This is a genomic window from Nocardia sp. A7 (assembly GCF_046549215.1).
GTDB lineage: Bacteria > Actinomycetota > Actinomycetes > Mycobacteriales > Mycobacteriaceae > Nocardia.
Genome location: NZ_JAJPWE010000004.1, coordinates 526,743 through 538,978 on the forward strand (window position 1 = coordinate 526,743; position 12,236 = coordinate 538,978).

Below are 12,236 nucleotides of genomic sequence, written 5' to 3' on the forward strand. Positions count from 1 at the left end.
GCTGCGGGGAAGAAAACGTGCAGGACCGGGATGTTGAGGTCGTCGCCTCAATGAAGTGCGGCGCCTGAAGGCGCTGCGGGCGCAGCTACTACCTCCACGACAGCGGGAAGTCGATGACACCTCAATGAAAGGCAGCGCCGGAAGCCGCTGCGGGTCGCCGACGGTCATACCTAGCGCGAGGGCTAGTCGGAAACCTCAATGAAGTGCAGAGCCTGAAGGCGTTGCGGGCCATAGCCCCTCGTTGCGGGGTCGCGTCCGCCCACATGCCGCCCCAATGAAGTGCAGCGCCCGTAGGCGCTAGCGAGTTCCAGCCGAACCCGCCGTGAGGCAGCCAGCCGCCGCGGTCGCCTCAATGAAGTGCAGCGCTTGAAGGCGCTGCGGGATGACATTGGCGAGGTGGCGGTACCACGCACCGGTGGGGCCTCAATGAAGTGCAGCGCCTGAAGGCGCTGCGGGAACAGGGCACCGTCGCCGCCAACCAAACCGCGCAGATACCTCAATGAAGTGCCGCGCCCGAAGGTGCTATGGGTGGATTGCCGATCTCGGCCATGGACGTCGACCTGGGGGAGCCTCAATGAAGTACAGCGTCCCCGAACGCGCTGCGGGCACAGCCGACGCGATCCACCACGTCGCCCAGCTCTCGCCTCTATGAAGTGCACCGCTGGAAGGCGCTGCGGGAGGGTCAGGAAAGATTACTTGCTGACCAGCACGAACGTGAACTCCTGCCAGCGCTCCGTCCAACACGCTCATGAACTACGTGTTGGACCATCATCCAGGGGCAAGGTATGACGTTGACCAGCGGATTCGTACCGCGAGGGCTCGCCGGGTTTTGCGGTGTGGGCTAGCTCTCACGGAGGCTCAGGGTCAGATGACTCCGAGCTAGATCCCGTGCTCACTCGCACAGCGGACTACTCGGTAGCGCTCCGCATCGAAAGTGCAGCGCCCGAAGGCCCTGCGGGCCAGGCGGGCTGGGCCGGGACACCGGCAGGTGAAAGCTTTGGTGCCTCAATGAAGTGCAGCGCTTGGAAGCGATGCGGGAGGTCGAGCAGCGCCGCGTAGGCGAACCGTATGTCGCCTCGATGAAGTGCAGCGCCCGAAGGCACTGCGGTGTCACCGAACGCAGCTCGGGAGTGATCTCCGAGGTGCCGCCTCAATGAAGTGCAGCGCCCGAAGGCGCAGCGCCCGAAGGCGCTGCGGGCAATGCACAAGCTACGGCACATGTTCGCGACCCGCGCGCCTCCTAATGGCCGACATGGCGACGCACGATGGCGCTGCAGGCCGACATACGGTCGGGTACTCATGTGGTGGCCGCCTGCAGTGGAATCGGTTCCCCGTTCAGTGCGCGCCGTTCGGGTGCGTTATCGCTGCCGAATCTGCCGACCGGGAATCGCACGATCCCCCGAACACCTCTTGCCCGCAACCAGTCTGATGCCGCCGAGCGTTTGACACCATCGGTATCTAGGTCGCTGATACCGGCGACGGCAGCGTCCCTCAGTTGCGCGGACGCGAGAATGGTTCGTACGCGAGGCACCCGCCACCGGCCTTCCCAGACTGGGACATAGAACCATTCGCGGCGTGGCTTGCTCACGGTGAGGTGGCCGCTGGTCACCGCGTTGCCCGTCAATCGCGGTGCGATCGGGAATTGGCCTATGCCCCAGAGCGCGCACCACACCAGGGCGTTGTCGATCGCTCCGGGGGTCGTCATCCCGGTTGCAGAGACGCTGTCGGGGTTCCCGCCGAGTTCATCGATTGCTGATTCGCCGGTGAGCCCTGCGGCCAACAAGCCCGCTTTCCGTGTCGGGAGTTTCTCGCTCAATGGGCGCAGTCGGTTACCCACGAATTCCGACCCGCGGTTGCGGGGTTGCATTTCCAACCTGCTTGCACCCGCGTCCTGGAGCAGGACGCCCTTGAAGTCGCGGTGCCAGTAGCTCGGCTCGCCCAGCGCCGCTAGGTAGCGCAGATCGTCCCAAGCGTGAGATGTGGTGAGCGAGTCCAGGGTCTTCTCACGATCGATTTGGTGCGCTCGCCACGCCTCGGTCGACTTGAAGGGGGTCAATCGGGGACTCATTGTGGCGCGCTTTTCCGGCCCACTTCTCTTATCGACCCACAACCCGCGTTCCGTCAAACACTCGCGGACAGCGCTTTCAACGATTTCTGGAGAGAGGCCTGCGGCTTCGATGCACGGCTTGCCCGATTCCCACCGCAGTGTCACCCCGTCAATCTGGGTGTGCAGGATGTCGCCGAGGCCATAGAAGGCCATGTGGTGGACGAGTATTCGCTGGTCTGCCCCGCTCATACGGAATTTTCCCGGTTTTCCCTCAAGATTGGGCATCAGTGTCCTTCCGCTGACACGCAGCCGTCCGCAGCGCGCAGAACCGCTTCCAGATACGCACACACCCAGACGCCATAGCGACGTTCGGTGCGTTCGATGAGGTCGTCCCAACCGCCCTCATCGAAAAGCATGTTGGCGATTTCGGTTGTGCGCTCGTCAGCGTCGACACCGACGAGTTCGGTTGCGCTGTGGGGAAAGGACGTGCGCCCGTGCCCGTGCGTCGTGCCGATCAGTCGAGCTGTTAGCGCGCGCGATGACGCGATCGCGTCCCACGCGTCGACGACGGAGCGTTGTTCATGCCGCCAGCCTGGCGGTAGCCCGCTTCGGTCGCGTGTCCTGCGCACTCCTTGAGGAGTCGAGTTCGTACCACTTTTGGCCAATAGGACACCCGGTTTCGCACCCAGGCGGATTTGGAAACGCGGATCTTGCTTGCCGTCATCGTGATGCAGCGCGGCTTCACCGAGCGCGCTGACCACGTCTGCGGGCAATCCAAGGGCAGTCGCGAGCGCGCCGACGCGGCGAGCGACATCTTCTTGATGAGCGTTCAATGTGACCGGGTGTGCGTTTGCTGTCCATTCCTGACGCGTGTCCTCGTCATCGACCGCGCGGCGCCCGTCCACCACGAGCACTCGGGTCGCGATATCGCTTGCGTCGCGTTGGATGATCACGTCAGTCATGCGCGGATAATCACGAAGCAGTTTCGCCGCTGGCAGAGCCATCGGGCTCCGGTCGAGGTCGCTTTCCAACCATTCCGCTACCAGCAGTTTGCCCGCACCGTCCCTCTCGTCGCGGGCAAGCTCGGCCAGGGTGTCTAGCCGATCCCGCAATTCCGCGTGCTCAGGCAGAAGTTTCGGGCTCGCAGTCAGCTCAATCCGGTGGATGACCTCGCCAGAGCGCAGTTCACGTTCTAATTCCGCGGGCGCTTCGAGGACGTCGTTGCCCGGGTGAGCGTGCATGTCGAGGGTCACGACGGGTGGCCACTTGCGATTTCCTGGTGCGGTGAACAGCGGGGCGTCGGTATCGACGACGATAAAGTCGCCAGGCCGGATGACAGGTGTTGTCTCCGTCCCCTCGCCTCGCCGCCATTCGAGTGCCTCGACGTCTTTACCCCGCACACGGAGGGTTCGCTGGGCGATTTCGGGGTGCGTTTTGTGTAGCCGCGATAAGGCGGTGCGGGCCGTCTTGATCGGAACGGGGAAGGTTTCATGCCGGCGGGGGCCGACCGCCCGGAGGAAATCGAGTGCGTCGGCGGGATCTTCGGGCAGCGCCCGCACGGCGATGCCGACTCCGAAATCGGGGTCGAGATCATCGCTGAGCCACAGTTCCAGCGAGGGATCGGCCGCGAGCTGCTCACTTGAGCGCGCCCAATGCCAGGCTTGCCCAAGTTCTGGCCGTTGCAACAGCATTCGCCGCGAGGCGGCCGTCGGTGGCCGGTTGGCTTCCTCGCGCAACGCCCACGGCGCGAGGCCCTCGGTCGTGAGCGCGCGGGCAGTGAGCCAATTCCATGCGTGGAGTAGGTCTTCACCGGCGTATGGGCCTGATCTTGTCTTCGCGTCGGGCGGTGTCTCGGGCCCGATCACGATGACCGGGCCGGACTCGCGCAGACCTCGCCGATTCACCCGACCAGCTCGCTGAGCCGTCGCTGAGCCGGTCGCTAGCTCGGTGACGATTCCACTGAAATCCAGGTCAGCGCCCACCTCCAGTGACTGCGTCGAGACGATGACATCCACCTCAGGACAGCCTTCCGGGGTGAAGATGCCTGGAAAGTCGTTCGCGAGTCGCTCAAGGTCGATGGTGCGGAGCTGGCCGCAGATCAACACCACACACAGTTCGCGGCCGTCGACCTTGTGCTTGCGCAGACGGTCAGCAACATCTACGGCCATCGTCACGGTGTTGACGAAGACTCCGACGGTCGCATCGGCAAGTAGCCCCTCGGTCTGGTCGACGATGGTCGTCGCGGTCTCGGCCGGTTTTCGCGGCCATCCCGCAACGGCCACCAGCTGGACTGGTTTCGGTCGAGTCAGCTTGGCCTTGAGTATCGGCGATTTCTCGATGTCGGTGTCGTCGACTTCGACTCGGCGACCCGAGGTGCTGTCTGGGGTCGCGGTGGTCTCCACGACTCGCAGCGGGCGCGGCCCTTGCCACGTCTGCTCCGCCACAGCGGCGAGTTCGCTGACCCGTCGTGCTGTGTGGAGCAGTTGTCGGCTCAGATGCGCCTCGTCGGTCACCGCCACGGAATCGATCGCGAGCAGTCCCGCCGCGCGGGCCCACGAGCGCGGCGAGGAACCATACCCACGGAACAACAGTCGACTGCCCCACATTTCCGGCGTCGCACACAGCACAGCGGGCGCGTTCGGGTAATCCACCCAACGCTGTGAACTCGGCAGACCGCCACGAATCCGGCCCACCAACAGCGGCGACTCACCCGCACGTGCAGTCCCGTCCCGATCGCGGAGCTGCCAAAGCAACTCCGCGACAGCCGACAGCACCGGAGTTTCCGGCGCGACAAGACGCGCCGCGACCTCGCGTGCGTGCGCGTGCTGGTCATCGACGAGCGCGCGCCGGTCGACAATCATCGCCAGCCGTCGCGGGGGTAATGGCGTCCCCTGCGCGATAGCCACCGCCAGTGCGAAGACATGGATATCGATCACCGACGTCTTGCCAGCACCTGTCGGTGCGGCCAGCGTGTCGGGCCAGTCCCCGGCCACGACGTCGCCAAGCAGGCGAGCCTGCCAGGCGAACGGTTCGCGGCCTGAATACAGTTCGCCGAAGAATGCGCCGAAATCATCGACGCTGAGCGCGTTAGTCACCGAACCCGCCACTGAATGTCTCCCCCTCCGCGTAGTCCTCGGGCACGAGCAGCCCACCACCTAAGTGCCGGCTCTGCCCGAGGGCGATCAGAGTCGTCGGCGGGCACAGGTCGCCGAGCGCTAGCACCGCACGGTAGGGCCGCACAACAGCGTTCCGATTCATTTTGTGGACGTAGTTGTGCACTCTGCTGTCGGCAAGGGACTCGGCCGAAAGCACCACCGCGCCAGCGGCATTGGCGGCGTCAACGAGCATGCTCGCCCGCGCCGCACCGGTGCCGGAGACCGCGCCGATCTGACGGGTGCCTTGCCAGATATAGCCCAGCGACAGCAACACCGCATGCGTGAAACTCCAACCGCGATATCCGCGCGTGTCGGGGACAGCGGCCGGATCGGTCCGCCACAGCCGAATGGTGCCCGATTCCGGCTCCCGCCAAATCTGATCTCCACCAATGACATCCACAGGGCCGCACACCTCGATCGGCAATCCGCCCTTACCTGCCAGACGCAGAATTCGCAGCCTACTCACCGCCCGTCGCACCGCGACAATGTCTGCCGGGCGCGCGCCCGAGGGAATCATCACCGCGAGCGAGGAACGTCCGCCATTGTTGAACGCGGTCGGGGCCTGACCATCGATGATCTGGAGCGCGACCCGGTTCGACGGCTGTGACGCGTCGTCGGCGTAGTCGCCGGTGAGGATCGGCGGCGAGTCACGGTCAAGGATCTTGATCAACGCGCGATGGGCCGCGACCGCGACCCGCACACGGTCCTTATCCGCGACGCGTCGAGAAAGCGGGACAACCAGCACCTCAGGCCACGGCACATCCGCAGCACGCCGCCGAATTGCCCGATAGCGACCAGCCCGGACATTGCCGGTGGGGAGGGGCCGACTGGTCGAGCGCTCGTCGGTGCCAGCTTTGTCGCTGTCGACCTTGCCGGTGCGCTCGACGAGGTGAGCGGCAGCGAGTTCGTCCAGGCGGCCGGGTGTCGGGATATCGACATCATGACCGGGATCAAGCGCGAACAGGTCAGCGTCCGGGTCGAGTTCATGCGTCGCGGCGGGCGCCTTCTGGGTGATATCCAACAACACTGGTGAGTCCGCCGTGCCGAGGTGAGACACGTCGGAGCAGAGTTCACGCAACGCGCTCGCGACGTGATGGGGCGGAGCCTGCGACCAGGACCAGACGAACTCGCCGTCGACCGCGACGACACCGTCTTGCTTGCCGATCTTGCGGATCGCTTTGCGCCCCGCGACTTTCCCGATGGTGCCGTCGTTCCGATAGGCGATGGCGGTGCCCGTCGTGATGTGAATGGGCGGGATCGACACACTGGTCGGCGGATTATTCTCCAGCCACCGCAGGGCTTGGGCGTCGGTTTCGCATGGCCCCCAACCCGACTCGCCCACCGTAGCGCGAGGACCGAATCCCGCGGCCGCCAACAACGCTGAGTACAGGCGGGCCACCGACGGCATGCGATCGACCGTCCCGTCGGGTCGACTGCCCCGGTATGTCCGCAAGGGGTAGCTCGCGGTAATGGAGAACGTCATGCGGCTGGCCCGTCGCTCTCGCCCGCCCCCTGCACGATGGCCGGATCGCCGTCGATCCGCAGTACGACGCCATTCCACACAACGTCAGCGGTCTTCTCCGCGTGTGCCAGCGCATCGGCGAGCAACTGGTCAGCGGCATCGACCGTCAGCGGCTCGTACTCCACGGTCGACCCGCCGCGGCCATTGATGACCACTTCTTGTTCCCCTGCCTCCACGAGATCACAGTTCGCGCGCAGATTCAGTTCGGCGTCGGAGCGGGCGAGCCCGTTCAACGCCAGCGCAGCAAGCAGCGCCCGACAAGCCGCGTCGCCGTCGGCACCCGCCCCGAACCTGATCTGGCGGAGAGCGGCGAAGCTGAGCACGTGACTGCGGATGATGCGACGGCACGCAACGCCTGCGAGCGCCCCGAGGTTCGGGGCGATCGCGCCCAGCCCGGCTGCGGACGCCTTCTTTGCCTTCTCGTCGGTTGTTGCACCGCCCAGCCCTTCGCGCTGGCGCTCCATGAGGGCCTTCAACGCTGCGGCGCTCAGCTCAATCTTCGCGCCCAGCGGATCGATTCGGCCTCCGCCCTTCATGACCTCTTCCCCGACCTTGTTCGGCGGGGCGCAGAATCCGATGATCTCGCCGGTCACGATGCTGCGCCACTTGCCTTGCTGCGCCTTGCGATGCGAGTCCCACGAGCCGAAGACGATGCTGATCGGGCTCGCGTCGAACAGTGCTCGAGCGTCACTGGGAGACGAATCGCGCAGCGCGCGATAGAAGTCCAGCTGGGTGGTGGGCGTTCCGTCGACGTACCCCGCTCGGAAGTGGGCATCGAACCCGCGGTGCGGCATTTCGACGTCAGACAGTTCGATCAGTTTGCCCGCGCGGTCGTAGCTCACCAGCAAACGCGGCATCCGTGAGAGCGTCTCGTCGCCGTCGTGGATCGCTTTGACCAGTTCGGCTTCAAACCGATTGAGCTGGCTCTGTTTTGAATCGATCAGGACCACGTCGGCCAACTCGCCGTCGTCGTAGCGCTTTTCATAGGCGTAGGTCCCGTAGTCGCTCTTCGACGCGAACTTCGCGGGGGCCACAGCAGCATGTTGCCCGGCCGCTGGCCGCAAATCGGTGTTTGAGGTGAGACAGCCTGCGCCCCCGGCTGATACGGCCTCGATCAGATCGGCAAGCTCGATCGTTTTCCTTGTCACGTCCCCTGCTTTCGATAGTTGTCACCCTGCGCTGGCGTCGGCTCGGCGGCCTTCATAGAGGTGACTCCGTCAGCGCCTGGAACACAAAGGCGCCCGATCTCTCGCCGAGCCTCACGGGCGTGCTGCACACTGTGCACCACGGCACCGACAAGTTCGGCCGAGCAAGCCAAGGGCCTCGGCGAATGCAGGACTTGCGGGCGTCCGGGTCAAGCCCAGTTGCCGACACTGGATGCTCCACCGTCTTGCCACGCGAGAGCTCCGACGTTCGTAGAATTGCGGCGAGTCCTCGCGAGGTGTTTTACCTGGTGAAGGCACTAGGAGGCGTGGTTTGTTTCCCCGCACCCAGAGGTTTTGGCGTGTCGGTAACCGAGCGCTCGCCAGCGCTCGCGTTTCTGCTGGTAGGAAGAGGTAGATTAGGCACCCTGCCGCAGCTCGTTCGTGAGCTGCACTTCATTGAGGCGCTTCGCCACGGGTTTCCGGTTCCGCCCACACTCGCATGCCGCAGCGTGTTCGCGAGCTGCACTTCATTGAGGCGACACGATCCACCTGAATCTCACAGAGGGCCCCGCTGGCCGAAAACGCCAAGGTCACCGCCGCGATGTGCACGGAGATGACCAAACGCCTGCGCGATGTGGCTGGACACCTGAACAAGGTCGGTACCAAGCTCAACGAGACGGGGGACGCATTCGATGCCACAGTCGGATCCATGGAGCGCCGAGTTCTGGTTCAGGCCCGCAAGATCGACGAGCTTCAGGGTGTAGACGCCGACAAACCGATCCCTGAACTCACCGAGGTCGCCCGCACAAGCCCGAACTCTCGCAATCCCCGCGGCAGCGGTCATCAACGACAGTTCGACAGCGGCCTGACGAGGTCGTCGACGGGTGGGGCGTGGGGGCGGTCTCTCACGCTCTGCTCGTTGCCTGTCGGCACAGGTTCGCAGGCAGGTACGTGGCAGCGGCGAGTACCTTGACACGATCATCGAAGGCTTAGGTTCTACGGTCCGTTCTGGCTGGAACCTGCGTGCACCTACAGGGATTCGAACCCTGACTGTGCGGGTGTTGGTTCGGAGCTTATCGGTGTTCACGTTCGATCCGGCAGGTCACGGCGGTCGGTCTACCGGCGGTGATGCTAAGTCATGATGCACGTTCGGTCTCGGGCGGTCATGGACAATCACTGCGCATGTTTGGTGTAAATTTGGGGTGGTTCAAATCCGCTGCCGCCATTGCGGTCTGGTTATTGCACGTGACGACACCGCGTGCAATCGCGTGGCTAGGGACGGTGCCGGTCGGGAACTAGACCATCGGCCTGTGCCGCCGGTAATCCTCCTGAACCGAGGCTGCGGTCCGAAAGAATATTCAATCGGTCATGAAGGCGCGGGGTGATGTCGCTGGGATCCACTTCAATCGGGTTCTGGTATGTACCATTGGAGGGGCGGGATATTGTCGCAATATTGTTTCCAGACGGCCCGTCCAACGACAATGCCAACAGAGCTTAGTTCGAATTGATTCACTCCTAGTTTCTGGAAGATTTCTATTAGATATTCAAACGCGCGATAATTGAACATTTGTTGATCTTTGTATAATGGCCTCATCTGAAAGAAGCTGTAGACTTCGTTTCTCTGAAACTTGTTCTGGTCGAGCAAGTCGTGAAGTAGGTGGATATTCTCTCGAATTCTTCTTTGTGGTCGCTTCAGGTTATCCAAGTCTGAATGAGTAACCGCGGCAAGTCTGAGCTTTTCGGGGTCGCCTTCGGTGCGAATAAAGGGTGGCCTGTCGATTTCTGAATGCAGAATAGGATCTAGTTCGTCAAGCGTAAAATCGTGACTGAAGATGCCCGGATAAATCTTCGGGTACCGTTCAAGAACATCAAAATCGGTGCCACCAGTGCGTCCTACTCCAACGTACTCCATATGCTGCAGATCCATCTGCGTCAACGGCAGTGGTGACGGATATCTGCGTCTATGTAGGTACGTGTCATTTATTGGAAAAAGGGCGAGTAGATGTTTTTGGAGCCCTTTCCGGAATGCTGCTTGGTCGCGCCACTGAAAAAATGTCGTGTAGCGAAGCATGACAACAACGGCAAGTAACTTGTAGTGGATGCTGGTCAATTTAGAAGAAGCGCCGATTGCCTCTGCGAGGGCTATCGCTCGCATCGTATTGGCTTTCTCTTGCGAGCGCTCTACCAAAACTTCCACAAGCAGGCTACCGAGATCTGAATCTCCTCTGGATGCGTATTCTGCCTGCGCGGTATATATGGCTCTTTGCATTGACGGGTCGGCTGCTGAGGATATATGAGCGGGGGCCTCGGATTGCATTCTTCGAAGGTAGGAATCAACTAATTCTTCTGCTCGGCTGACGGCGATCTGCATAGCTTCTTCGCCGAATCTAATGAAATTTTGACGGAATATGGTCATCGCAAGATCCGCCACTTCAGCGGCGGTCATGCCGTGGTTATGGACTTCAATCGAACCGCCAGCCTGATATTGTTGTGAGTTGGCACCCGCCAGTTGATCCTGATCCTTCATTGCGATTGACTGTCGCCCATGCCACCATTGATCTTAACGTCGCGCTTCGCCTGGATCTGTCTTGAGTGTTCTCCTGCTTTTTGAGTCTGACTGCCCGAAGTGCCAACCAGCCGTCGTGTTCCGTTTGAAGTTTTCCAAGGAAACATAAGTATCACAGCAATTACAGCGATGATGCCAACTGCAACAAAGGCCCACCCCGGCCAGCTGTTCCTCAGCGGCACGAGGCCGACGAATAAACTTGCCACGCCCAGGAGCGCCGCGCCGATCCAGTACAGGTACTTACTCATCTTGGTCTCCAACCTCGTGCGATCTCTGGTCTCATCTTGGTCTCCAACCTCGTGCGATCTCTGGTCGATCGTCTCACGTTCAGGTGGTCGTATAGGGGGAGATTCGGGCTACGGGGCTGTCAGGAATCCATGCGCGTATGTTCAGTCAAATCCGGCGACGGCGCCAACGCCACCACTTCGGCGGCCTGGTCCTCGCTGCCCACACTCCCGACGGGCGCCTGCGCTGTATCGGCGGGGTCAGGACCGGTTTCACCGCGGCATCGCGGCGGAGCATCCGCACCGCGCTGGACCAGGTCCGCCGCGAAACAAGCCCGCTCGATGACCCGCCGGCCGCGGTCGCGCGGACCGCGTGGTGGGTCGAGCCGGTGTTCGTAGCCGATATCGAGTACCCGCGAGAAAACCTGCACTCAACACCAAATGCGAAGTCTACGATCGGTCGATGACGAGCAAGCGTCGTTCCCAGAAGGCCCAGCGTGCCACACCTCCTAGACCAACCCTCGCCCGCGAGCTCTTCACGGAGTTGAACGCAACCTTCTACCAGGACGATCCCAGCGAGTACCTACTCGCCAAGATCGAAGCGCTTGCCCCCGAGTCCGCCCTTGCTCCTGCCTACGCGGCCGAGCGGCGCATCGGTGTCACCCGCTGGGCGGCAGGCCGGTGCCCTCACAGCTCGCCCGCGAGCGCTACGTCCGGACCGAATGCATTCTGGTCCTCCACCACGTTTGTGAGACGTTGCTCCGCTTGTACTTCGCGCACACAGAGCAGCCTGACTGTCCGTGGCTTGGCATGGCGGCGTCGGTGAGCTTCGCCGAGTTCAAGAAGAAGGTGTCCGCAGGGCGTGACAATGGATTCGACCACGACGCTGTCGCGCTTGTCTTCCTCGGTGGGATCAACCCACGCGAGGCGGTGCTTCGCGTGGATGACGCCGAGTTCGGAGACGCGGTGCGGGCGTTCCAGGCACTCTTGGCAATCGCGGCACAGACGGTGCTGTCGGAGTCGGTCCTCTAGAATGCCGCCAAGCATGGACTGACCATCGTCCAGAGCGAGGACAGCACCCGGTTCGGGATCCGTGCGCCCGCCGGTGAAAGCGCCGAGGTTCACTCCGGGCCACAGTTCGCCTACCTGCACAAACCTCAGTGTCCCGGCGCCGATCCACAGCCGATCCACAACCGGAATGGCACATGTCGCTCACCGGGCCCCTTCCTGATCGGGATATCGGAATATCGGTTCTGATCCAGCGGGCCGTATCTTCGTTGTGGGGCGTCGCGAGACGCCGGTACCTGGGGGTCTCGGACGAGGTCTTCCTCATCTCGACTGCTGCGGTGGACGACGCGGCATTCGGCGCCGTCGTGGCGGCGGGCCAGCAGGTGCGCACCTATACCCTTGAACTGCCGAAGAAGGACAGCAACGGCGAATTCCTTGAGACCGCCCAGGTAATCCATAAACAGCAGATACCAGGGGAGGGCGCGTGGAAGCCCGGTGCGTCGGCGAACGGTCCCACGTGGCGACGCGTCGCTCTGAACCGTCACGGGTTGGGGGCCGCTTCTTCCTAG

At 62.8% G+C, this 12,236-nt stretch carries 10 protein-coding genes; 3 read left to right on the forward strand and 7 right to left on the reverse strand.

What is annotated here, in order from left to right:
• Nucleotides 1-1,297 precede the first annotated feature (1,297 nt).
• Genes ACLJPD_RS24375 through cas7u form a run of 4 tightly spaced genes read right to left on the reverse strand, consistent with a single transcriptional unit; the run spans nucleotide 1,298 to nucleotide 7,872 of the window.
• The gene (locus ACLJPD_RS24375) at nucleotides 1,298-2,332 is read right to left on the reverse strand and encodes a hypothetical protein (RefSeq protein ID WP_410875099.1); all 1,035 of its coding nucleotides are present in this window, start codon (nucleotides 2,330-2,332) and stop codon (nucleotides 1,298-1,300) included.
• Nucleotides 2,332-5,142 carry a type I-U CRISPR-associated helicase/endonuclease Cas3 gene (gene cas3u / locus ACLJPD_RS24380; RefSeq protein ID WP_410875100.1) on the reverse strand — a complete coding sequence of 937 codons (2,811 nt, stop codon included), beginning with the start codon at nucleotides 5,140-5,142 and terminating at the stop codon, nucleotides 2,332-2,334. Before cas3u ends, ACLJPD_RS24375 begins: the two co-directional genes overlap by 1 nt.
• The gene (gene csb2, locus ACLJPD_RS24385) at nucleotides 5,135-6,685 is read right to left on the reverse strand and encodes a type I-U CRISPR-associated protein Csb2 (protein WP_410875101.1); all 1,551 of its coding nucleotides are present in this window, start codon (nucleotides 6,683-6,685) and stop codon (nucleotides 5,135-5,137) included. Before csb2 ends, cas3u begins: the two co-directional genes overlap by 8 nt.
• Entirely contained in the window at nucleotides 6,682-7,872 is a 1,191-nt protein-coding gene (gene cas7u / locus ACLJPD_RS24390) for a type I-U CRISPR-associated RAMP protein Csb1/Cas7u (RefSeq protein ID WP_410875102.1), read from the reverse strand. Before cas7u ends, csb2 begins: the two co-directional genes overlap by 4 nt.
• 568 nt (nucleotides 7,873-8,440) lie before the next feature.
• Here cas7u and rmuC point away from each other — a divergent pair.
• Nucleotides 8,441-8,842: a DNA recombination protein RmuC gene (rmuC, locus tag ACLJPD_RS24395; RefSeq protein WP_410875432.1), complete on the forward strand. Its 402-nt coding sequence runs from the start codon at nucleotides 8,441-8,443 to the stop codon at nucleotides 8,840-8,842.
• A gap of 429 nt (nucleotides 8,843-9,271) precedes the next feature.
• Here the strand turns inward: rmuC and ACLJPD_RS24400 are convergent, their stop codons facing one another.
• Both ACLJPD_RS24400 and ACLJPD_RS24405 read right to left on the reverse strand, forming a co-directional pair.
• On the reverse strand, nucleotides 9,272-10,396 hold the full coding sequence (locus ACLJPD_RS24400) for an LPO_1073/Vpar_1526 family protein (protein WP_410875103.1): 1,125 nt from the start codon (nucleotides 10,394-10,396) through the stop codon (nucleotides 9,272-9,274).
• Nucleotides 10,393-10,683 carry a hypothetical protein gene (locus tag ACLJPD_RS24405; RefSeq protein ID WP_410875104.1) on the reverse strand — a complete coding sequence of 97 codons (291 nt, stop codon included), beginning with the start codon at nucleotides 10,681-10,683 and terminating at the stop codon, nucleotides 10,393-10,395. The genes ACLJPD_RS24400 and ACLJPD_RS24405 overlap by 4 nt, the downstream gene beginning before the upstream one ends.
• A 137-nt stretch (nucleotides 10,684-10,820) precedes the next feature.
• On the opposite strand from ACLJPD_RS24405, the gene ACLJPD_RS24410 reads away from it, so the two are divergent.
• Nucleotides 10,821-11,126 carry a hypothetical protein gene (locus ACLJPD_RS24410; RefSeq protein ID WP_410875105.1) on the forward strand — a complete coding sequence of 102 codons (306 nt, stop codon included), beginning with the start codon at nucleotides 10,821-10,823 and terminating at the stop codon, nucleotides 11,124-11,126.
• A gap of 220 nt (nucleotides 11,127-11,346) precedes the next feature.
• Here the strand turns inward: ACLJPD_RS24410 and ACLJPD_RS24415 are convergent, their stop codons facing one another.
• On the reverse strand, nucleotides 11,347-11,850 hold the full coding sequence (locus tag ACLJPD_RS24415; RefSeq protein WP_410875106.1) for a hypothetical protein: 504 nt from the start codon (nucleotides 11,848-11,850) through the stop codon (nucleotides 11,347-11,349).
• 14 nt (nucleotides 11,851-11,864) lie between these two features.
• On the opposite strand from ACLJPD_RS24415, the gene ACLJPD_RS24420 reads away from it, so the two are divergent.
• Nucleotides 11,865-12,236 carry a hypothetical protein gene (locus ACLJPD_RS24420; protein WP_410875107.1) on the forward strand — a complete coding sequence of 124 codons (372 nt, stop codon included), beginning with the start codon at nucleotides 11,865-11,867 and terminating at the stop codon, nucleotides 12,234-12,236.

Bases quoted from the DNA above. Each gene is read 5' to 3' on its own strand.
- ACLJPD_RS24375 (WP_410875099.1), bottom strand. From the start codon at position 2,332: ATGCCCAATCTTGAGGGAAAACCGGGAAAATTCCGTATGAGCGGGGCA.
- csb2 (WP_410875101.1), bottom strand. From the start codon at position 6,685: ATGACGTTCTCCATTACCGCGAGCTACCCCTTGCGGACATACCGGGGC.
- ACLJPD_RS24400 (WP_410875103.1), bottom strand. From the start codon at position 10,396: ATGAAGGATCAGGATCAACTGGCGGGTGCCAACTCACAACAATATCAG.
- ACLJPD_RS24405 (WP_410875104.1), bottom strand. From the start codon at position 10,683: ATGAGTAAGTACCTGTACTGGATCGGCGCGGCGCTCCTGGGCGTGGCA.
- ACLJPD_RS24410 (WP_410875105.1), top strand. From the start codon at position 10,821: ATGTTCAGTCAAATCCGGCGACGGCGCCAACGCCACCACTTCGGCGGC.
- ACLJPD_RS24420 (WP_410875107.1), top strand. From the start codon at position 11,865: ATGTCGCTCACCGGGCCCCTTCCTGATCGGGATATCGGAATATCGGTT.